Here is a 20,265-nt window from a genome sequence, read left to right as displayed (position 1 = left end):
AAAGCAAAACGGCACGCAAGTCACGCGTGCCGTTTTGCTTTTGGGAACCCAGTGCAGTCAGTGCAGGAAGGGCGGTGTGTCGTCGTCCTCGTCGTCCCAGTCTTCGTGCACCACCGGCGAATCGGGCGCCATGTCCCAGACCATCGAATGGAAACGGACAGTGAACCATTCGCGGAACATCGCCAGCGACAGTTCTTCCGGCCACATCGAGTCGTCGAACCACTCGCCGAGCATGAATTCGAAGAACTCTTGCCAGCGCTTTTCTACCCAGTGAAGCGCGTTCTCTGGCGAGTCGGCCACATCGGATGGCAACAGGAAGACACTCCCGTCGTCACGGACATCTTCCAGTGACAGGGTCGGGACCGGTTCGGGGTCGACCGCCTTGATCCAGTCCAGGAACGGCTGCTCGGGGATCAGCATGATCATGGAGCGATTCAGGGTAAAGCGCGGATGGTCGGTCATGGAGGAAGGAGGGAGGGAGCAACGGTGGCCTATTGTAGCCGCGCCTGCACGTCGGCCATCGATTATCGGAGGTGCGCCTCCGTCGACGATCCCATTCACGCATACGCTCATTCACCGTGCGCTCGCTCCAAAGAAGCTGGGCATGTCACGGCGCGATGCAAACGCAGCGCGCGAAAACGGCCTTGTTCGCCACGCGCCAGATGGGCCGGGGCGCCGGTTAGTCACCGTACGCTTGCGACGGTCTCCAGGCAGTGTTGTTTCTTGTCATAGCGCATCGATTTAGAGGGGTGGAGTCGTGCAGGAAATGCCGTTGGCCGCTACAGTTTCGCCTCGAGAATGCCGTCATAGATGAGACTTGGCATTGGAGACGGGAAAATGAGCTTTACGTTTCACTTGCCCGGCGATGCTGTCGTCCCGACCATGACGGAGCGATTCGCCGAGGCGGAAAAAATTGAAAATCGCGAAGAGCGCTGGACTGCCCAGGCGATGATCGCGCTGGACACTGGTGACATGTACCTGGTGGGACTGGTCCTGTTCAAGGCGATTCAGGAATTCGGTCCACGTCAGTTCGCAGAACGTTCGGGTGAGGCGCCGGCGCGCCTGGCCCGACTCTGGATGCCAGGCGTGCTGACATCCGTCGACCAGGCGGGAATGCTGTTCGAACACCTGGGCGTCAGCCTGCCGGTGGAGCGTTTCCACTCGGCACGCCTCGCCAACTTCTCCGTCGAGAACACATCGGTCCACTAGATCGAGTGGAAAAGAAAAAACCCCGCAGACTTCACGTCTACGGGGTTTTTTAATAACTGGTGGAGCCGGCGGGAATCGAACCCGCGTCCGCAAGCCCTCCACAGAGAGTTCTACATACTTAGTTCTGTCATTTGATTTAACCGCCGCATCGCGGACGAACACGCTCTACGACGGCGAGTCACTAAATTTTCGTCTCCGGACCCGTGACACTCCCGGAGCTTATCTGACGTAAATGACCTCGCGTGGCCTTGCGACCCTAGCCCGTCAGCGAGCCAGTGCGAGGACGGCCGCAATTAAGCGGCCAGTGCGTAACGTTCGTCGTTAGCAGTTATTGCATTCCCATTGATTAACGAGGTGACGGGTCCTCGGTATGCCCTCCACTGCTTCGCAACCCACGTCGAAACCAGGTCGGCCCCAGTGTGAAGAAAACGGATTGTACCCGGTTTCGACGCGTGCCGGGCGCGTGGGTTCCCGTCGCGATCAGGCGATGAGGGGAATCAGTTCGGCAGGGTGCCGGATGAGATAGTCGGCGCCCCAGTTCTCGGGTCGTTCGCCGTCGCCGCAGTAGCCGTACGCCGCCGTCACCGTGGCCATGCCTGCGGCCTTGCCGGCCTGGATGTCGCGCAGGTCATCGCCCACATACAGGCAGCGCTCTGGCGCGACACCGCTGACCTCGGCGGCGTGCAGCAGCGGAGCAGGGTGCGGCTTGGCATGGGGGGTGGTGTCGCCACTGACCACCGCTGATGCGCGCGGCGCCAGCCCGATGGCAGCCACCAGTGGCACCGTGAAGCGGGCGACCTTGTTGGTCACGATTCCCCAGCGAATACCCGCGGCTTCGAGTTTCGCCAGTACCTCGTCCATGCCGTCGAACAGGCGCGTATGTACGGCGATATCCGCTTCGTAGTAATCGAGGAACGTATCACGCAGCGCGGGGAATTCGGGATCTTCGGGGCACTTGCCGAACGCCGCGCCGATCAGGCCGCGCGCGCCGTGCGATGCCACCGGGCGAAGCTTCTCATAGGCAACGGGTGGCAGGCCGTGCTCCACCACCAGCCGATTTGCGGCGGCGGCGAGGTCGGGGGCGGTATCGGCCAGCGTGCCGTCGAGATCGAAAAAGACTGCGTCGAAGGTGCGCATGAGTTCAGGCCGTCTTCCGAAAGGCCATCATGTAGTTGACGCCCGTATCGTTGCCAAGCGCGTACTCCTGCGACAGCGGGTTGTAGGTCATGCCACGCATCTCGATCAGGTCCAGCCCCGCATTGCGCGCAAAGCGAGCCAGTTCGGATGGCGTAATGAATTTCTCGTAGTCATGCGTGCCGCGCGGCAGCATGTTCAGCACGTACTCCGCGCCGACGATGGCCAGGAGGTAGGCCTTCAGGTTGCGGTTGATCGTGGAGAAGAAGACGTAGCCGCCCGGGCGGGCCAGCGTCGTGCAGGCGCGCACGATGGAGGCCGGATCGGGTACGTGTTCCAGCATCTCCATGCAGGTCACGACATCGACACTGGCCGGCATGCGTGCTGCCAGGTCCTCGACGGCGATTTCCTCGTAGGTGACCGTGACGCCCGATTCCAGGCTGTGCAGGTCCGCTACCTTCAGCGCCTTGGTCGACAGGTCGATGCCTCGCACGGTAGCGCCTGCGTGTGCCATGCTTTCAGACAGGATGCCGCCGCCGCAACCCACATCCACCACATGTTTGCCCGCAATACGCGCGATGCCGTCAATCCAGCCAAGCCGCAACGGGTTCAGGTCATGCAACGGCTTGAACTCGCTGTTCGGGTCCCACCATCGGTGGGCCAGCTCGCTGAACTTGTCGATCTCCTTAGGATCGGCATTGCGGCCGCCAGCGGTGGAGTCGATAGGGGGATGCAGGGTGGACGATTGCGACATCATGAATTGGGTGTGCCGGCGAACTGCCGAGGGTGAGCAATCACCCCGTCAGTATGCCGACAGCCGCGCCGACGGGCCGGCAGGTCTGAGAGAAGTCTGCGCCAACTTTACCAAAAAAAAAGCCCAGCTTGCGCTGGGCTTTCTTCATCGGAGAGGCTCTTCCGATTAACGTGCGCTGCGGGTGCCGACCACTTCGACTTCCACGCGGCGGTTCGGCTGCTGGCAGGAGATCTGAGCGGTGCGGTTGCCCTTGCACGACTTCGGATCCACCTTCAGCTGACGCTTGCCCTTGCCTTCGGTGTACACGCGGTTGGCTTCCACGCCCTTGCTCACCAGGTAAGCCTTGACGGATTCAGCACGGCGGATCGACAGGCGATCGTTGTACTTGTCCGAACCGAACGAGTCGGTGTGGCCAACGGCGATGATCACTTCGAGGGTGATGCCTTGCAGCTTCGAGACCAGATCGTCCAGCTTGGCCTTGCCTTCGGGCTTCAGAACAGCCTTGTCGAAGTCGAACAGGGTGTCAGCAGCGAAAGTGACCTTCTCGCTCGACACAACCGGCGGAGCAACCGGGGTCGGTGCCGGAGCCGGAGCAGCAGCCGGAGCCAGTGCGCCATCGCACAGGGCGTTAGCCGTTGCCGGGGTCCAGGAGCTGTCGCGCCAGCAGAGCTCGTTCGTGCCATTCTTCCACACGTACTCGCTCGTACCGTTGCCCCAGTTGTCGTTCACAGCCTTCTTTTCATAGGGGACGGACTGGGCTTGAGCGGATGCAGCCATTACTGCGGTAGCTGCAACGAGCGCGAGCTTGGCAAATTTTTTCATATTTCTCCTCTCAGGATGAGATCACCGCAGGGTTACTGCGAGCAAATGGACGAAAACAAGTCATACATTCTTCGGAGTATAACATTCTCGATGTGGTTGATGCTCCACTTCGAACAATGTCTGGCTCTTCGCTGGGGAATTGTGCCACAAGGCTCGTTTCCTAAGAAGTAAATATATTCGATTCAACCTCTGGCTTTTAGGCCTGTGGTGTTTGTGCAACATCGACCTTGCATCGCCCGCAAAGCCTTGTCCCGTATGGGTTGTGGGCGGCAGGGGGTGGCCGGTGGACGTCGGTGCCGGGGGCGTTCGGGAGGGTCCGGGGAGGGGGCGGGAAGGGGGTGCCGCGCATGATAGAATGGCACGTTACCCATGTCCGGGAGGTGTCTGTCTTGCGCTCCGGATTTCGGGTCTCATTCGCTTAAACCCGCCGCATAAACCACGCCGCAATGGATCAATTCGCCAAAGAAACCCTACCGGTCTCCCTGGAAGAGGAAATGCGCCGCTCATACCTCGATTACGCCATGAGCGTTATCGTGGGGCGCGCGCTTCCCGACGTCCGGGACGGCCTGAAACCGGTACACCGGCGCGTGCTCTATGCGATGCATGAGCTCAATAACGACTGGAACCGGCCTTACAAGAAATCGGCCCGTATCGTCGGGGACGTGATTGGTAAGTATCACCCGCACGGTGACACCGCTGTTTACGACACCATCGTCCGGATGGCGCAGAACTTTTCGCTGCGCTACATGCTGGTGGACGGCCAGGGTAACTTCGGTTCGGTGGACGGGGATAACGCGGCGGCGATGCGTTATACCGAAATCCGCCTTTCGAAGATTGCCCATGAAATGCTTCACGATATCGACAAGGAAACGGTCGATTTCGAAGCCAACTATGACGGTTCGGAGAAAGAGCCCGGTATTTTGCCGGCCCGTATTCCGAATTTGCTGATCAATGGTTCGTCGGGTATTGCGGTCGGTATGGCGACCAATATCCCGCCGCATAACCTGAATGAAGTCGTCGATGCCTGTCTGCATCTGCTGCGCAATCCGGAAGCCACTGTCGACGAACTGATCGAACTGGTGCCGGCGCCCGATTTTCCGACCGCCGGCATTATCTATGGCATTCAGGGCGTCCGGGAGGGATACCGCACCGGCCGCGGCCGCGTGGTCATGCGCGCCCGGACGCACTTCGAGGATATCGATCGCGGGCAGCGCCAGGCGATCATCGTCGACGAGCTGCCGTACCAGGTGAACAAGCGGACGCTGCTTGAGCGTATCGCCGAACTGGTGACCGAGAAGAAGGTCGAGGGCATTTCCGATATCCGCGACGAATCTGACAAGTCAGGTATGCGCGTGGTGATCGAACTCAAGCGCAACGAAGTGCCCGAGGTTGTCCTGAACAACCTTTATAAGAACACCCAGCTGCAGGACACCTTCGGCATGAACATGGTGGCGCTGGTCGATGGGCAGCCGCGCCTGCTGAACCTGCGCCAGATGCTGGACGCGTTCCTGTCGCACCGGCGCGAGGTGGTGACCCGCCGCACCGTGTTCGAGCTGCGCAAGGCGCGCGAGCGCGGCCATGTGCTGGAGGGGCTGGCTGTCGCGCTGGCCAATATCGACGAGTTCATCGCCATCATCAAGGCCGCGCCGACCCCGCCGATCGCCAAGCAGGAGCTGATGGCGAAGTCGTGGGATTCGGGCCTCGTGCGCGAGATGCTCGCACGTGCCGAAAGCGACACGCCGGGCGGCCGCGCCTCGTATCGTCCGGACGGCCTGCCGGCCCTGTTCGGCATGCAGCCGGATGGTCTGTATCGTCTGTCCGATGGCCAGGCGCAGGAAATCCTGCAAATGCGTCTGCAGCGCCTCACTGGACTGGAGCAGGACAAGATCGTTCAGGAGTACCGCGAAGTCATGGCGGTGATCGCCGACCTGCTGGACATCCTGGCGCGTCCCGAGCGGATTACGACCATCATCACCGACGAACTGGGTGCCATTCGTGCAGAGTTCGGTGACGAGCGCCGTTCGCAGATCGAGCTGAACGCGACCGAACTGGACACCGAGGACCTGATCACGCCGCAGGACATGGTGGTCACGCTGTCGCACAGCGGCTATATGAAGAGCCAGCCGATTTCCGAGTATCGCGCCCAGAAGCGCGGAGGCCGTGGCAAGCAGGCGGCCGCGACGAAGGAAGACGACTGGATCGACACGCTGTTCGTCGCCAATACCCACGACTACATCCTGTGCTTCTCGAACCGTGGCCGGTTGTACTGGCTGAAGGTCTACGAAGTACCGCAGGGTTCGCGCAACTCGCGTGGCCGCCCCATCGTGAACATGTTCCCGCTGGCGGATGGCGAGAAGATCAACGTGATCCTGCCCGTGCGCCAGTTCGACGCCGAGCATTTCATCTTCATGTCCACGGCCCGTGGCACGGTGAAGAAGACCGCCCTGACCGAGTTCTCGAACCCGCGCAAGGCCGGCATCATCGCCGTGGACCTGGACGAGGGCGATTTCCTGATCGGCGCCGCAGTGACGGATGGCCAGCATGACGTCATGCTGTTCTCCGACGCAGGCAAGGCGGTGCGCTTTGACGAGAACGATGTGCGCCCGATGGGTCGTCAGGCGCGCGGCGTTCGCGGCATGAACCTCGATGAAGGCCAGGCCGTGATCGCAATGCTGGTGGCCCCGGCGGAAACTGAGGCGACTGACGCTGCGGAAGAGGGTGCTGCCGCGACTGTGGGCAGCGTGCTGACCGCTACGGAAAACGGCTACGGCAAGCGTACGCCGATTTCCGAATACACTCGACACGGCCGCGGGACCAAAGGCATGATTGCGATCCAGACGAGCGAGCGCAATGGCCGCGTGGTAGCGGCGGCGCTGGTTTCGCCCGAAGACGAAATCATGCTGATTACGACCGGTGGTGTGCTGATCCGCACCCGGGTGGCCGAAATCCGCGAGATGGGGCGCGCCACGCAAGGGGTCACGCTGATCAACGTCGATGAGGGTACCAAGCTGTCGGGCCTCCAGCGCATTGTCGAGAGCGATGCCGACAACGGCGCTTCGGAAGAGGCTGAAGAGGCAGACGACGCCACGGGCGCCACCGATGCCGGTGCTGCCGACGCGGGTGCCAATTCGTAAGTTGTTGCAACAACAGGACGGCGGCCGGAACTCGCCAGACGGCCGTCCGGACTAATCCGGACATATTTTCCAGGGAGTCATAATGCTGAAAACCTATCGACGTATCGCTGTTCTGGCTGCTTTTGTCCCGACGTTCATGATGGCGCAAGGCGTGCATGCGCAGGACAACGACAAGGACAAGACCGCGGCCATCAAGGAACTGCTTTCCGTCATGCAGGCCGATCAAGCCGTGAAGGGCCAGGCCGATAACTGGCAAGCAGGCGCCAAGCAGGAAGCACCGCTGGTCCTGGAGCAGGTCCTGGTGGAAAACAAGACGCTGAACGACAAGCAGAAGCAGGCCGCCGTCGACAAGCTGAAGAAGAACGGTGCCGTGCAGCGCATGGTCGACGGCGCCGGCACGCAGTTCTCGACCGATGGCTTCAAGCAGGACGCCCTGAAGGCCCACTACGATGCGTTCGGCAAGTACTACTCGACGCAGGAAATCAAGGATCTCACCACGTTCCTGAAGTCGCCGACCGGCCAGAAGTTCATGGCCAACCAGGGCAAGGCGACGCAGGAAATCTGGGGTTCGATGATGCAGAAGTACGGCCCGCAAGTGGGCAAGTCGATGCGTGACGCGGCTGAGAAGGAAGTGGCTGCCGCCGCCAAGTAAGTGATCGACGGCTGGCCTCGCAGGGTATTCCACCCGGCGGGGGCCGCACCACCGCCGCCCCCGAGGTGTCCAAGGGGCGCGGGTTTGAGGGATAATGGCTGCCTGGTTCAAACCGGCAGCCATTTTTCCATCTCCCCTCCATGAACGATCCCCAGAATCCCGCCCTTGCTGGCCTGCAACGTACCCTGGCCGAGCGCGTGTTCAATTTCTCACCGGGCCCGGCCGCGCTGCCGACCGAAGTCCTCCAGCAGGCCGCCGAGGAAATGCTGTCATGGCGGGGCACCGGCGTCTCGGTGATGGAAATGAGCCACCGCAGCCGCGAGTTCGAGGGTATCCACAACGAGGCCATTGCCGACCTGCGCGAGCTGCTGCAGGTTCCGAAGAATTTCCGCATCCTGTTCCTGCAGGGCGGCGCTATTGGCGAAAACGGCATCGTGCCGCTGAACCTGGCCAATCGCGTTCACGCGGACAAGCCGAAGACCGATTTCGTCGTGACGGGTACCTGGTCGGTCAAGACCGAGCAGGAAGCGCGCCGCTACGGCGAGGTCAATATCGCCGCCTCCAGCAAGGATCAGAAGTTCGTCAAGATTCCCGACGTAGGTAGCTGGAAGCTGTCCGACGATGCAGCATACGTGCACCTGTGCACCAACGAGACGATTGTCGGCGTGGAGTTCCACGAGATCCCCGACATCGGCCAGACCGGCACGCACGACAAGGGGCGTATCGTTGTGGCCGATGCGTCGAGCCACATCCTGTCGCGCCCGATCGACTGGTCGCGTGTGCAGGTGGTCTACGGCGGCGCGCAGAAGAACATCGGCCCGGCCGGCGTGACGATCGTGATCGTGCGCGAGGACCTGATCGGCTTCGCGCATCCGCTGTGCCCCACGGCGTTCAACTGGCGCCTGGTGGACGAGCACGATTCGATGTACAACACGCCGCCCACCTACGCGATCTACATCGCGGGGCTCGTGTTCAAATGGCTCAAGGCCCGGGGCGGCGTGGACGCGATCGAGCAGCGCAATATCGCCAAGGCGCGCGCGCTCTACGACTTCCTGGACCAGAGCGACTTTTATCGTAACGAAATCGACCCCAGCTGCCGCTCGCGGATGAACGTACCGTTCTTCCTGGGCGATGAATCGCGCAACGAAGCATTCCTGACCCAGGCGCGCGCGAACGGCCTGGTACAGCTCAAGGGCCACAAGTCCGTGGGCGGCATGCGCGCCAGCATCTACAACGCGATGCCACTGGAAGGTGTTGCCGCGCTGATCGAATTCATGCGCGAGTTCGAGCGCACCGCCGCCTGACGACGGCTTCCGGCCGCGCCGGCGCGCATGAGTCGTGCCGCGCGGCATCGCCCCGATTCTCCCCAGGCCGCCCGTTGCGGCCGACCAGGCCTTGATATGACCCACCAAGACAAGCCTCGCGCAGACGCGGATGCACAATCGAATGGAAACGCAGGGCCGAGCCCTCAGGAGCAGGCGCTGTCCGCCGACCTGGCTCCGCTGCGCGACCAGATCGATACCGTGGACCGTGAACTGCTGGCCCTGCTGAACCGTCGCGCCCAGCTTGCGCTGGACGTTGGCGAGGTCAAGAAGAAATATGGTGCGCCGGTGTTCCGCCCCGAGCGCGAACTGCAGGTCATCCGCAAGGTGCAGGCCGCCAATCCGGGCCCGTTGCTCGGCGAGAGCGTGGCGTCGATCTGGCGCGAGGTCATGTCTGCTTGTCGTGGACTGGAAAAGCCGCTGGAAATCGCATTCCTGGGCCCGGCCGGCACGTTCTCGGAACAGGCGCTGTATGCGCACTTTGGCCACGAGGTCACTGGCGTGCCGTGCCCGAGCATCGACGAAGTGTTCCGTGCCGTGGAGGCGGGCACCGTCGAATACGGCGTGGTGCCGGTCGAGAACTCCACCGAAGGCGCGGTATCGCGCACGCTGGACCTGTTCCTGCAAACGTCGCTCAAGATCAGTGGCGAGATTGCGCTGAAGGTACATCACAACCTCATGGCGTCCACGCCGGACATGAAGGGCGTGACTGTCGTGCGCGCGCATGCGCAGGCGCTGGCGCAGTGCCAGCACTGGCTGACGGCCAACTATCCGCATCTTGAGCGCCAGGCGGTGTCCAGCAATGCCGAGGCCGCGCGCATGGCGAGCGAGGATCCCACCGTGGCGGCGATCGCCGGCGAGTCCGCGGCCAACCGCTATCACCTGCACGTGGTGCGGACCCACATCCAGGACGATCCGCACAATCGCACGCGCTTTGCCGTGATCGGCCGCTACGAGACGGAGCCGTCAGGCAGCGACCAGACGTCGCTGATCCTGTCGGTGCCGAACAAGGCCGGCGCGGTGTATCAGCTGCTGGCGCCGCTGGCCGAGAACGGCGTGTCGATGTGCCGATTCGAATCGCGCCCCGCGCGCAGTGGCGCGTGGGAGTACTACTTCTATGTGGACGTGGAAGGCCACCAGCACGAGCCCGCCGTGGCGCGGGCGCTGCAGGCGCTGCACCGCAATGCCGCGTACCTGAAGGTGCTCGGTTCGTATCCGTCCAGCAAATAACAAGGGAGCGAGGAGACACATGGCAGAGCAGCGCAGCGCCGATCCGGGCAATTTCGCCGACTATTTCGGCCCTTCCTATGTGCGAAAGATTTCTCCGTACATCGCAGGCAAGCCGATTTCGGAAGTGGCCCGCGAGTTCGGGCTCGATGAAGCGCGCATCGTCAAACTGGCATCGAACGAGAATCCGCTTGGCATGCCAGCGTCGGCGAAGTCCGCCATCGCTGCTGCCATGGACGACCTTGGTCGCTATCCGGACAGCAATGGTTTCGAGCTGAAGGCGAAACTGGCCGCGCGGTATGACGTACCGGCCGAATGGCTGACGTTGGGCAACGGCAGCAACGATATCCTGGAGCTGGCCGCCCACGCATTGGTGCGTCCGGGCGAGTCGATTGTCTACGCCGAGTTTTCATTCGCGGTGTACGCGCTGGCCACACAGGAAGTGGGCGCGCGCGCCATCGAAGTCAAGGCGCGCAACTACGGCCACGACCTCGAGGCGATGGCCAAGGTGATCGCGCCGGATACACGTCTGGTCTTTATCGCCAATCCGAATAATCCCACCGGCACCTTCGTGTCGGCGGGCGAGATCGAAGCCTTCTTGGCCAAGGTGCCGCCGAACGTGGTGGTGGTGCTGGACGAGGCCTACAACGAATATCTCGACGCCGGCCAGCAATACGAGTCGGTGGCATGGGTGCGTAAGTATCCGAACCTGATGGTTTCGCGCACGTTCTCAAAGGCCTATGGTTTGGCCGGGTTGCGCGTGGGCTATGGCGTCGCGCAACCTGCGCTGACTGATCTGCTGAATCGCGTGCGCCAGCCGTTCAATGTCAACACGCTGGCGCAAGCCGCGGCCGTGGCAGCGCTAGGCGATACGGATTTCCTGCGCCAGAGTGCGGAACTGAATCGCACGGGCAAGGCGCAACTGGTGGATGCGTTCGATCGCCTGAAACTGGAATACGTGAAGTCGTCCGGCAATTTCGTCATGGTCCGTGTGGGCGACGACGATGGCGCCGGCGCGCGCGTGAACCTTGCTCTGCTCCAGCAGGGCGTGATCGTCCGCCCGGTGGCCAACTACGGCCTGCCGCAATGGCTGCGGGTGACGATCGGCCTGCCGGAAGAGAATGCCGCGTTCATCGCGGCCCTCGAACAAGCGCTGAAGTGAACTGAAATGATGGCTGATTTCCTGAATTTTCCCGCCTTGGTGGCCTGATACCGTGAGCGATCTGCATTTTTCTCGTGTTGTGATTGTCGGCGTGGGCCTGATCGGCGGCTCGCTGGCGTTGTCGCTCAAACGCGCAGGCGTGGTGGGAACCGTGGTGGGCGTGGGTCGCTCGGCGGCGTCGCTCGAAAAGGCAAAGGCGCTGGGGGTGATCGATGAGATCGCCTCGCTGGAAGATGCCGCGCGCGGCGCCAGCCTGATCGTGCTGTGCGCGCCGGTGGCCCAGAACTTTGCGCTGCTGCATGCGCTGGAGCCGCACCTGCAGCCGGGCACCATCGTGACCGATGCGGGCAGCACCAAGTCCGACGTTATCGTCGCGGCCAAGACGGCGCTCGGCGACAAGGTCGTGCAGTTCGTGCCGGCACACCCGATTGCTGGCCGCGAACTGAACGGCGTGGAAGCTGCGCTCAACGACCTGTACCTCGGCAAGAAGGTGGTGCTGTGTCCGCTGCAGGAGAATGCGCGGGCCGACGTGGCGGCCGTGCGCGCGATGTGGGAAGCCGCGGGTGCCCATTGCCACGTGATGTCGGCGGTTCAGCATGATGCTGTGTTCGCCTCGGTCAGCCACCTCCCGCACCTGTTGTCCTATGCATTGGTCGCTCAGGTGGCCAACGCCGAGGACGCAGCGCTGAAGCTGGATTTTGCCGGCGGAGGTTTCCGCGACTTCACGCGAATCGCGGCCTCGTCCCCGGAGATGTGGCGCGACATCTGCGTCGCCAACAAGGAAGCCCTGTTGCGTGAGATCAGCACCTACGAGGCCGTGCTCGCGCACCTGAAGACACAGATCAAGAACGGCGACGGCGACGCGCTCGAACGCGTGTTTGCGCGCGCCAGCGCCGCCCGCCTCAAGTGGGGCGCCGCGCGTGCGGCAACCACGAATGTCGAACCCTGATGTCGTCGCGCGCATTTGAACGCGCAACGACCACGCTGCATAAACCATGGAACATCTCACCCTCGGCCCCCTGAGTCGTGCATCCGGCACGGTTCGCCTGCCTGGCTCGAAAAGCATCTCCAACCGCGTGTTGTTGCTGGCTGCGCTGGCGACCGGCGAAACGCGCGTGCGCGAGTTGCTCGATTCCGACGACACGCGCGTCATGCTCGAGGCACTGAAAGTCCTTGGCGTGGCGTGGCGGCGCGATGGCAATGACTGCATCGTGACTGGCGTCGGCGGCAAGTTTCCGAACCAGTCGGCGGATCTGTTCATGGGCAATGCCGGTACGGCGATTCGCCCGCTGACGTCCGCACTGGCGCTCCAGGGCGGCACCTACAAGCTGTCCGGCGTGCCGCGCATGCACGAGCGCCCGATCGGCGATCTCGTCGATGGCCTGCGGCAGGTGGGCGCAGCGATCGACTATCTCGGTACGGAAGGCTATCCGCCGCTGCAGATTCGCCCCGCGCAAATCCATATCGATGCGCCGATCCGGGTGCGTGGCGATGTGTCGAGCCAGTTCCTGACCGCGCTGCTGATGACGTTGCCGATGGCATCGGCGCCGGCGGGCCGGATCGAAATCGAGGTGGTTGGCGAGCTGATTTCGAAACCGTATATCGAGATCACGCTGAATCTGCTGGCACGCTTTGGCATCCAGGTGGAGCGCGAGGGCTGGGAGCGATTCCTCCTGCCGGCCGGTGCGCAATACCAGTCGCCGGGCGAGATTTATGTCGAGGGCGATGCGTCGACCGCCTCGTACTTCCTGGCTGCGGGGGCCATTGGTGGCGGACCGGTGCGCGTGGAAGGCGTGGGAATGTCGAGCATCCAGGGCGACGTGCGTTTTGCCGAGGCGTTGAACCGGATGGGTGCCAACGTCATGGCTGGCGACAACTGGATCGAGGTACGCGGCACGGAACGCGACGACGGGCGTCTGCATGGTATTGAACTCGATTGCAACCATATTCCCGATGCGGCCATGACTCTGGCCGTGGCGGCGTTGTTTGCAGAGGGCACGACCACGCTGACCAATATCGCCAGTTGGCGCGTCAAGGAGACGGATCGGATTTCAGCCATGGCGACCGAGTTGCGCAAACTCGGCGCCGAGGTGGAAGAGGGCGCCGACTACCTGCGCGTGACCCCGCCGGCATCGCCGTCGGACTGGCAGACTCCCGCCGACGGCATTGACACCTATGATGATCATCGCGTGGCGATGTGTTTCTCGCTCGCCGCCTTCGGACCGCTGCCCGTGCGGATCAATGATCCGGGCTGCGTCGGCAAGACGTTCCCGGAGTACTTCTCGGTGTTTGCCGGGGTGGCGCGGTAAGCGCCAGCTCCGGTCAAATGTAGGCGGCGGCGAGTCGGGCCGCCGCGGGTGCGCGGTTTTCCGTCGCCCGGGCGAGCGCGCGCGCTTCCCGGCGGTTCCAGTACTTGTCGAAGAAGTAGTGGGCTACGGTATTGACGGCGGGCTCGATGAAGGTGATGGCACCGCTGATGGCCAGATTGCCCGTCAACGCATAGGTCACGCTGAAGGCGATGCCCAGGTGCATGATGCCGAAAGTCAGGGTCTTGGCCATGTTAGATTGCCTCGCGTTCGTGGACTTGGCGTCGTGCTTCATGGCGGGGCCATCCCACACGACTCATGGCCCAGATGATAATAATTCCCAATTGATTGCGACAATCAATAGTTTCTAGCTTTGTAATAAAAAATGACTATTATTGACGTCATCACCATAGATGGCCCTACCGCATCCGGCAAAGGCACGGTGGCGCACAAGGTGGCGGACGCTCTGGCATTTCACCTGCTCGACAGCGGAGCCTTGTACCGTCTGGTGGCCCTGGCGAGCGATCGGGCTGATGTCGCCCTGCAGGACGTCGATACCCTTGCAAGAATGGCGGCTCGTCTCGATGTGAAGTTCGGCCCGGACCGGGTCTGGCTGTCTGGCGAGGAGGTCAGCCAGGCGATCCGCCAGGAGGCGATTGGCAACCGTGCGTCGGCGATCGCCGTGCATCAGCCGGTGCGTGATGCGTTGACGGCACTCCAGCGGGGCTTTCGCAAGCTTCCGGGCCTCGTGGCCGACGGCCGCGACATGGGCACGGTGATCTTCCCTGACGCCCGCCTCAAGGTATTCCTGACCGCGAGTGTCGAGGCGCGCGCCCGGAGGCGCTATAAACAATTGATTGATAAGGGAATTTCTGCTAATATCGAAGACCTTTTGCGTGACCTTGAGGCACGCGACGCCCGGGATCGCACCCGGACCGCCGCGCCGCTGCGTCCCGCTGAAGATGCGCAACGGCTCGATACCTCCGAAATGACGGTGGAGGAAGCCGTGGCGCAGGTGCTGGAGTGGTTTGCCGCCGTGCGGCATTGATCGGCCAGCGCCGGCAAGAGCCTGACATCGGAAACAAGTCGGTGGCAGGTGTTGTTCAACCCAACCCCGCTGCATTGGCAGACTGAGCGCGATCGTCGCGCCGGCCAGCGTACTGCGGATTGCTAACTTACGTTTATGTCCGACCTGCAAACTAACGAATCCTTTGCCGCACTGTTCGAGGAATCTGTCGCCCGCTCCAATATGAAGGCTGGCGAAGTGATCTCCGCTGAAGTCGTGCGCATCGACCACAACTTCGTGGTCGTCAACGCCGGCCTCAAGTCCGAGGCCTTCGTGCCGGTGGAGGAGTTCCTGAACGACCAGGGCGAACTCGAAGTGCAGGCCGGCGACTACGTCTCCGTGGCCATCGACGCGCTCGAGAACGGCTATGGTGACACCATTCTTTCCCGCGACAAGGCCAAGCGCCTGGCATCGTGGCTGAACCTCGAGAAGGCGCTGGAAGACGGCGAAATCATCTCGGGTACCGTGACCGGCAAGGTCAAGGGTGGCCTGACCGTGATGGTCAATGGCATCCGCGCCTTCCTCCCGGGCTCGCTCGTGGACGTGCGTCCGATCAAGGACACCACGCCGTACGAAGGCAAGACCCTGGAATTCAAGGTCATCAAGCTGGACCGCAAGCGTAACAACGTCGTGCTGTCGCGTCGCGCCGTGGTGGAAGCCACCCTGGGCGAAGAGCGCCAGAAGCTGATGGAAACGCTGAAGGAAGGCGCCATCGTCAACGGTATCGTCAAGAACATCACCGACTACGGCGCGTTCGTGGACCTGGGTGGTATCGACGGCCTGCTGCACATCACCGACCTGGCATGGCGTCGCGTGCGTCACCCGAGCGAAGTGCTGTCGGTTGGCCAGGAAATCACCGCCAAGATCCTCAAGTTCGACCAAGAGAAGAACCGCGTCTCGCTGGGCGTGAAGCAACTGGGCGAAGATCCGTGGGTGGGCATCTCGCGTCGCTACCCGCAAGGCACCCGCCTGTTCGGCAAGGTGACCAACCTGACCGACTACGGCGCATTCGTCGAGATCGAAGCCGGCATCGAAGGTCTGGTGCACGTGTCCGAAATGGACTGGACCAACAAGAACGTGGCGCCGTCGAAGGTTGTCCAGCTGGGCGACGAAGTGGAAGTCATGGTCCTGGATATCGACGAAGACAAGCGTCGTATCAGCCTGGGCATGAAGCAGTGCAAGGCCAATCCGTGGGACGATTTCAGCCGTAACCACAAGAAGGGCGACAAGCTGTCGGGCCAGATCAAGTCGATCACCGACTTCGGCGTGTTCATCGGTCTGCCTGGCGGCATCGACGGCCTGGTGCACCTGTCCGACCTGTCCTGGCAAGAGACCGGCGAAGAGGCCGTGCGCAAGTACAAGAAGGGCGACGAAGTGGAAGCCGTGGTACTGGGCATCGACGTCGACAAGGAACGCATCTCGCTGGGCATCAAGCAGCTGTCGGGCGATCCGTTCAACAACTTCATCTCGGCCAACGACAAGGGTTCGCTCGTGACCGGCGTCATCAAGGCCGTGGACCCGAAGGGCGCCGTGGTGCAGCTGGCTGACGACGTGGAAGGCTACCTGCGTGCTTCGGAAATCTCCGCTGACCGCGTGGAAGATGCCCGCAACGTGCTGAAGGAAGGCGAGCAGATCACTGCCCTGGTGGTGAACGTCGATCGCAAGTCGCGCAACATCAACCTGTCGATCAAGGCCAAGGACAGCGCAGAGCAGCAGGAAGCGATGCAGAAGTTCCAGGCTGACACCGGCACGGCTGGCACGACCAACCTCGGCGCGCTGCTGAAGGCCAAGCTCGGCCAGGACAACCAGTAATCGCAAGCGCCCGCGTCCGCGAGACCGCCCATGACCAAGTCCGAGCTCGTCGAAAAACTGGCTGCCCGTTTCCCGCAGTTGCTGCTGCGGGATGCGGACATCTCGGTGAAAACGATTCTCGACGCGATGTCCGAGGCGTTGGCCGATGGCCATCGTATCGAGATTCGCGGCTTCGGCAGCTTCGGTCTGAATCGGCGGCCTCCGCGCGTGGGTCGCAACCCCAAGTCCGGCGAACGTGTGCTGGTGCCCGAAAAACGGGTACCGCACTTCAAGGCGGGCAAGGAGTTGCGCGAACGGGTTGACCGTAGCCTCGCTCCGTCTCAAGGCAGCGTCGTGACCGGCAACGGTCAGACGACGCACGGCAAGGTGGGCCAGTCGCTGGCTCCGTCGCAGTCTTCGGCCTCGGCCGGTGCGCTGCACGAAGACAGCCAGCTCAATCTGGTCCGGTCCTGACGATGCGTGGCGGCGCATACCGCTCGCTTCGATCTGCAAGGCTGTTGGAAAGCGCTCCTCCGGGAGCGCTTTTTCGTTGGCAATGCGTTGGCGGCGCCACTCGGGGCGATGCGACCAAAGGTTACCGTCTGCAATAAGTGATTCCGCTACAATGCCGGGAATCCGTCGCCGGTGCCCTGACGCGCGAACGCACGGTCGGGGTGTCCCCGTTTTCGTCTCGATGGCAGTCACTGCATGAAACTTGTCGCCTGGATTTTCCGCATCGTCCTGTTCGCCCTGCTGTTCGTGCTGGCCTTGCGCAACACAGACGATGCTTCCCTGCAGCTGTTCTTCGGTGCAGTCTGGCATGCCCCGCTGATCCTGATCCTGCTGGCTGCGTTTGGCCTGGGAATCGTTGCGGCCCTCGCGGCCGTGGCGCCAGGGCTGATGCGGCAGCGCATGGAGGCCGCGCGGCTGCGCCGGGCGCTGGGAGAGGCGCGCGTGCCTGCGCCCACCGACAGCGTGCCGCCTGAAGCCAAGCCCGGTGTCCCCTATAACGTAGTCGGTCCGAAAGTCTGACCCATGATGTTTGAATCCTGGTGGCTGCTAGCGCTGCCACTTGTCTTTGGCCTTGGCTGGATGGCCGCGCGCTTTGATCTGCGCCAGTTGATCAGCGAGCAGGGCGCACTGCCGCGCTCGTATTTCAAAGGCCTCAACTTCCTGCTCAACGAGCAACCGGATCAGGCGATCGATGCATTTGTCGAAGTCGCCCGGCTGGACCCGGAAACCACGGAACTCCACTTTGCGCTGGGCGCTCTGTTCCGCCGTCGCGGTGAGACCGAGCGCGCTATCCGCGTGCACCAAAACCTGGCCACCCGGCCAGACCTGCCGGAACCCGAACGCGAGCATGCGTTGTATGAACTGGGCCAGGACTTCCTGCGCGCCGGTCTGCTCGATCGCGCCGAGGAATCGCTGCGCCGCCTGATGTCCGGTCCGTATGCGGTCTCCGCCAAGCGCGTGCTGCTGGAGCTTTACGAAGTCGAGAAGGAGTGGCAGAAGGCCATCGACGCCGCGCGCGAGCTGCAGACGCTGGAGCAGAAGGACTACCGTGTGCAGATCGCCCAGTTCTGCTGCGAGCTGGCACAAGACGCGCTGCAGAAGAAGCGCCCCGAGGATGCCATCAGCTGGCTGCGCCGCGCCTCCGAGGAAAATCCCGCCAATGTGCGGGCGCCGATGCTGCTTGGCGACGTGGCTGCCACGGCCGGCGATGCACGCGGTGCGCTGAATCACTGGCTCGGCATCGAGTCGCAAGATGCCGCGTACCTGCCGCTGGTAGCCGATCGCGTGGTCAAGGCATACGCCACGCTCGGTGAGCAGGGCCAGGCCCTCGACTGGTTGCGTGGCCTGCTGAAGGGCAATCTGGCGCCCGAACTACTCGATACCGCCTATCGCACCGAGCTGGACGTCAACGGGCCCGTTGCGGCCGCCGCGCTGATGCGCGATCAACTGCGCCGCCAGCCGACGCTACTGGCCTTGACGAAGTATTTCGAGGCGCAGGCCGCCGAGATGCAATCGCTGGAGGCCGTTGCGACCGAAGGCGGCGCGGTGGCCACGACCAGTGGCGATGCGACCGCGGAGGGGCAAGCCAAGGAGACCGCGGCCATTCGCGATCTGCTGCAGCTACGCACCCGCAATCTGGCCCGCTATACCTGTCGCGAGTGCGGTTTCCGTGCGCGCCTGTTCTACTGGCAATGCCCCGGCTGCAATCGCTGGGAAACCTATGCGCCGCGCCGTTCCGAAGCGCTCGGCTAAATCCGCCTGACGCGACTGAGACCCTCCCTGTACTGGAGCTTCTGCTATGAAAGTCACGATTATCGGTAGCGGCTATGTTGGCCTGGTTACCGGTGCCTGCCTGGCCGAACTCGGCAATTCCGTGTTCTGCCTCGATGTCGATGAAAAGAAGATTGCGCTGCTGAATGCCGGCGGCGTACCAATTTACGAACCCGGCCTGAAGGAGCTGATCGAGCGCAATCGCGCCGCCGGCCGCCTGACGTTCTCCACGGATGTCGCCGCCAGCGTGGAGCATGCCGATGTGCAGTTCATCGCCGTCGGCACACCGCCGGATGAAGATGGTTCCGCCGACCTCCAATACGTGCTCGCCGCCGCGCGCAACATCGGCCGTCACATGACCGGTTTCAAGGTCGTGGTGGACAAGTCGACCGTGCCAGTGGGCACTGGCGACCGCGTGACCGCCGTGATTCGCGAGGAACTGGCCGCACGCGGCCTGGAAGACCTGCAGTTCTCCGTGGTGTCGAACCCAGAGTTCCTGAAGGAAGGTGCCGCGGTGGAAGATTTCATGCGGCCGGACCGCATCGTGCTGGGCTGCGCGCCAGACGCAGCTGGCCGACATGCGCAGGCCATCATGCGCCAGCTCTACTCGCCGTTCAACCGCAATCACGAGCGCACTTTCTATATGGACGTCCGCTCGGCCGAATTCACCAAGTACGCCGCCAACTCGATGCTGGCCACGCGGATCTCGTTCATGAACGAGCTGGCCAACCTGGCCGACCAGGTCGGCGCCGACATCGAACTGGTGCGCCTGGGCATCGGCTCCGACCCGCGCATTGGCTACAGCTTCCTCTACGCCGGGGCCGGCTACGGCGGCTCCTGTTTCCCGAAGGACGTGCAGGCGCTGATGCGCACGGCCAGCGCGCATGGCAAGCCAATGCGTGTGCTGGAGGCGGTCGAAGCGGTCAATGATGCCCAGAAGCAGGTGCTGGCTAACAAGGTGATCAAGCGTTTCGGCGAAGACCTGACCGGCAAGACGTTTGGCGTCTGGGGCCTGGCGTTCAAGCCGAATACCGACGACATGCGCGAAGCACCGTCCCGCGTGCTGGCCCGGGAGCTGGTTTCGCGCGGCGCCTCGCTGCGCGTGCACGATCCCGTGGCGATGGAAGAAGCCCGCCGCGTGATCGAGGCCGACCTGGCCGACATTCCTGGCGGCATGGCGCGGGTACACTTCTGCGACGCGCAGATGGATGTCCTGCGCGACGCTGACGCGCTGGTGATCGTGACCGAGTGGAAGGTGTTCCGCAGCCCCGATTTCGCGCAGATTCGCGGCTTGCTGAAAACGCCGGTCATCGTCGATGGTCGTAACCTTTATGAGCCCGATGCGATGGCCGAGGCCGGCATCGAGTATCACGCGATCGGGCGTTCCACCTCGAATCGCTGAA

General features: G+C 62.8%; 19 protein-coding genes and 1 other RNA gene. 14 read left to right on the top strand and 6 right to left on the bottom strand.

Features of this window, described 5'->3' with window-relative positions:
* Nucleotides 1–57: 57 nt before the first annotated feature.
* Nucleotides 58–462, bottom strand: coding sequence for a hypothetical protein (locus AC1DOX_RS13355; protein ID WP_441619785.1), 405 nt, complete (start codon nucleotides 460–462; stop codon nucleotides 58–60).
* A gap of 375 nt (nucleotides 463–837) precedes the next feature.
* On the opposite strand from AC1DOX_RS13355, the gene AC1DOX_RS13350 reads away from it, so the two are divergent.
* Nucleotides 838–1,209, top strand: coding sequence for a hypothetical protein (locus AC1DOX_RS13350; protein ID WP_441619783.1), 372 nt, complete (start codon nucleotides 838–840; stop codon nucleotides 1,207–1,209).
* 57 nt (nucleotides 1,210–1,266) lie between these two features.
* Here the strand turns inward: AC1DOX_RS13350 and ssrA are convergent.
* The 4 genes from ssrA to ompA form a co-directional block, all read right to left on the bottom strand.
* Nucleotides 1,267–1,625: a transfer-messenger RNA gene (gene ssrA, locus AC1DOX_RS13345) on the bottom strand.
* A 64-nt stretch (nucleotides 1,626–1,689) separates the two neighbouring features.
* Complete coding sequence (gene gph / locus AC1DOX_RS13340) at nucleotides 1,690–2,346, bottom strand: phosphoglycolate phosphatase (RefSeq protein ID WP_441619781.1); 657 nt, start codon at nucleotides 2,344–2,346, stop codon at nucleotides 1,690–1,692.
* Nucleotides 2,347–2,350: 4 nt separating this feature from the next.
* Nucleotides 2,351–3,100, bottom strand: a complete 750-nt coding sequence (gene ubiG, locus AC1DOX_RS13335; RefSeq protein WP_441619779.1) for a bifunctional 2-polyprenyl-6-hydroxyphenol methylase/3-demethylubiquinol 3-O-methyltransferase UbiG — start codon at nucleotides 3,098–3,100, stop codon at nucleotides 2,351–2,353.
* A 162-nt stretch (nucleotides 3,101–3,262) separates the two neighbouring features.
* Entirely contained in the window at nucleotides 3,263–3,919 is a 657-nt protein-coding gene (ompA, locus tag AC1DOX_RS13330) for an outer membrane protein OmpA (protein WP_092136434.1), read from the bottom strand.
* Between the two features lie 446 nt (nucleotides 3,920–4,365).
* On the opposite strand from ompA, the gene gyrA reads away from it, so the two are divergent.
* From gyrA to aroA, 7 genes are all read left to right on the top strand, one after another.
* A complete protein-coding gene (gene gyrA / locus AC1DOX_RS13325) occupies nucleotides 4,366–7,053 on the top strand; it encodes a DNA gyrase subunit A (protein WP_092136436.1) in 2,688 nt (895 codons plus the stop codon).
* A gap of 82 nt (nucleotides 7,054–7,135) precedes the next feature.
* Nucleotides 7,136–7,705, top strand: coding sequence for a DUF2059 domain-containing protein (locus AC1DOX_RS13320; protein ID WP_092136438.1), 570 nt, complete (start codon nucleotides 7,136–7,138; stop codon nucleotides 7,703–7,705).
* Nucleotides 7,706–7,845: 140 nt separating this feature from the next.
* Complete coding sequence (gene serC, locus AC1DOX_RS13315) at nucleotides 7,846–9,009, top strand: 3-phosphoserine/phosphohydroxythreonine transaminase (protein ID WP_441619774.1); 1,164 nt, start codon at nucleotides 7,846–7,848, stop codon at nucleotides 9,007–9,009.
* Between the two features lie 96 nt (nucleotides 9,010–9,105).
* Entirely contained in the window at nucleotides 9,106–10,257 is a 1,152-nt protein-coding gene (gene pheA / locus AC1DOX_RS13310; RefSeq protein WP_441619772.1) for a prephenate dehydratase, read from the top strand.
* A 19-nt stretch (nucleotides 10,258–10,276) separates the two neighbouring features.
* Entirely contained in the window at nucleotides 10,277–11,416 is a 1,140-nt protein-coding gene (gene hisC / locus AC1DOX_RS13305; protein ID WP_441619770.1) for a histidinol-phosphate transaminase, read from the top strand.
* A 52-nt stretch (nucleotides 11,417–11,468) separates the two neighbouring features.
* The gene (locus AC1DOX_RS13300) at nucleotides 11,469–12,365 is read left to right on the top strand and encodes a prephenate dehydrogenase (RefSeq protein ID WP_441619768.1); all 897 of its coding nucleotides are present in this window, start codon (nucleotides 11,469–11,471) and stop codon (nucleotides 12,363–12,365) included.
* A 46-nt stretch (nucleotides 12,366–12,411) separates the two neighbouring features.
* A complete protein-coding gene (aroA, locus tag AC1DOX_RS13295; protein ID WP_441619766.1) occupies nucleotides 12,412–13,725 on the top strand; it encodes a 3-phosphoshikimate 1-carboxyvinyltransferase in 1,314 nt (437 codons plus the stop codon).
* Nucleotides 13,726–13,738: 13 nt separating this feature from the next.
* Here aroA and AC1DOX_RS13290 read toward each other — a convergent pair whose 3' ends face one another.
* Nucleotides 13,739–13,975, bottom strand: coding sequence for a DUF2061 domain-containing protein (locus tag AC1DOX_RS13290; RefSeq protein WP_441619764.1), 237 nt, complete (start codon nucleotides 13,973–13,975; stop codon nucleotides 13,739–13,741).
* A 132-nt stretch (nucleotides 13,976–14,107) separates the two neighbouring features.
* Here AC1DOX_RS13290 and cmk point away from each other — a divergent pair, with 132 nt between their 5' ends.
* The 6 genes from cmk to AC1DOX_RS13260 all read left to right on the top strand — a co-directional run bounded on the left by cmk (nucleotide 14,108) and on the right by AC1DOX_RS13260 (nucleotide 20,264).
* The gene (cmk, locus tag AC1DOX_RS13285; protein WP_441619762.1) at nucleotides 14,108–14,770 is read left to right on the top strand and encodes a (d)CMP kinase; all 663 of its coding nucleotides are present in this window, start codon (nucleotides 14,108–14,110) and stop codon (nucleotides 14,768–14,770) included.
* Nucleotides 14,771–14,905: 135 nt separating this feature from the next.
* On the top strand, nucleotides 14,906–16,600 hold the full coding sequence (gene rpsA, locus AC1DOX_RS13280; protein ID WP_441619760.1) for a 30S ribosomal protein S1: 1,695 nt from the start codon (nucleotides 14,906–14,908) through the stop codon (nucleotides 16,598–16,600).
* A 30-nt stretch (nucleotides 16,601–16,630) separates the two neighbouring features.
* Nucleotides 16,631–17,053: an integration host factor subunit beta gene (locus tag AC1DOX_RS13275; protein WP_441619758.1), complete on the top strand. Its 423-nt coding sequence runs from the start codon at nucleotides 16,631–16,633 to the stop codon at nucleotides 17,051–17,053.
* A 234-nt stretch (nucleotides 17,054–17,287) separates the two neighbouring features.
* Nucleotides 17,288–17,611: a LapA family protein gene (locus AC1DOX_RS13270; RefSeq protein ID WP_441619756.1), complete on the top strand. Its 324-nt coding sequence runs from the start codon at nucleotides 17,288–17,290 to the stop codon at nucleotides 17,609–17,611.
* A 3-nt stretch (nucleotides 17,612–17,614) separates the two neighbouring features.
* Nucleotides 17,615–18,844, top strand: coding sequence for a lipopolysaccharide assembly protein LapB (gene lapB / locus AC1DOX_RS13265; protein WP_441619754.1), 1,230 nt, complete (start codon nucleotides 17,615–17,617; stop codon nucleotides 18,842–18,844).
* Between the two features lie 46 nt (nucleotides 18,845–18,890).
* Nucleotides 18,891–20,264: a UDP-glucose dehydrogenase family protein gene (locus AC1DOX_RS13260; RefSeq protein WP_092136460.1), complete on the top strand. Its 1,374-nt coding sequence runs from the start codon at nucleotides 18,891–18,893 to the stop codon at nucleotides 20,262–20,264.
* Nucleotide 20,265: the final 1 nt, after the last annotated feature.

This window comes from Cupriavidus sp. 01L415 (genome assembly GCF_056400065.1).
Note: the sequence above shows the minus strand (reverse complement) of the source record. Positions and strands in the feature narration are given on the sequence as shown.

Excerpts from the sequence above, each read along its gene's own strand:
- serC (WP_441619774.1), top strand. The coding sequence starts at position 7,846 with ATGAACGATCCCCAGAATCCCGCCCTTGCTGGCCTGCAACGTACCCTG.
- AC1DOX_RS13260 (WP_092136460.1), top strand. The coding sequence starts at position 18,891 with ATGAAAGTCACGATTATCGGTAGCGGCTATGTTGGCCTGGTTACCGGT.
- AC1DOX_RS13350 (WP_441619783.1), top strand. The coding sequence starts at position 838 with ATGAGCTTTACGTTTCACTTGCCCGGCGATGCTGTCGTCCCGACCATG.
- AC1DOX_RS13355 (WP_441619785.1), bottom strand. The coding sequence starts at position 462 with ATGACCGACCATCCGCGCTTTACCCTGAATCGCTCCATGATCATGCTG.
- aroA (WP_441619766.1), top strand. The coding sequence starts at position 12,412 with ATGGAACATCTCACCCTCGGCCCCCTGAGTCGTGCATCCGGCACGGTT.
- AC1DOX_RS13270 (WP_441619756.1), top strand. The coding sequence starts at position 17,288 with ATGAAACTTGTCGCCTGGATTTTCCGCATCGTCCTGTTCGCCCTGCTG.
- AC1DOX_RS13275 (WP_441619758.1), top strand. The coding sequence starts at position 16,631 with ATGACCAAGTCCGAGCTCGTCGAAAAACTGGCTGCCCGTTTCCCGCAG.
- gyrA (WP_092136436.1), top strand. The coding sequence starts at position 4,366 with ATGGATCAATTCGCCAAAGAAACCCTACCGGTCTCCCTGGAAGAGGAA.
- cmk (WP_441619762.1), top strand. The coding sequence starts at position 14,108 with ATGACTATTATTGACGTCATCACCATAGATGGCCCTACCGCATCCGGC.
- AC1DOX_RS13320 (WP_092136438.1), top strand. The coding sequence starts at position 7,136 with ATGCTGAAAACCTATCGACGTATCGCTGTTCTGGCTGCTTTTGTCCCG.
- AC1DOX_RS13290 (WP_441619764.1), bottom strand. The coding sequence starts at position 13,975 with ATGGCCAAGACCCTGACTTTCGGCATCATGCACCTGGGCATCGCCTTC.
- ubiG (WP_441619779.1), bottom strand. The coding sequence starts at position 3,100 with ATGATGTCGCAATCGTCCACCCTGCATCCCCCTATCGACTCCACCGCT.
- gph (WP_441619781.1), bottom strand. The coding sequence starts at position 2,346 with ATGCGCACCTTCGACGCAGTCTTTTTCGATCTCGACGGCACGCTGGCC.
- ompA (WP_092136434.1), bottom strand. The coding sequence starts at position 3,919 with ATGAAAAAATTTGCCAAGCTCGCGCTCGTTGCAGCTACCGCAGTAATG.
- pheA (WP_441619772.1), top strand. The coding sequence starts at position 9,106 with ATGACCCACCAAGACAAGCCTCGCGCAGACGCGGATGCACAATCGAAT.
- rpsA (WP_441619760.1), top strand. The coding sequence starts at position 14,906 with ATGTCCGACCTGCAAACTAACGAATCCTTTGCCGCACTGTTCGAGGAA.
- lapB (WP_441619754.1), top strand. The coding sequence starts at position 17,615 with ATGATGTTTGAATCCTGGTGGCTGCTAGCGCTGCCACTTGTCTTTGGC.
- hisC (WP_441619770.1), top strand. The coding sequence starts at position 10,277 with ATGGCAGAGCAGCGCAGCGCCGATCCGGGCAATTTCGCCGACTATTTC.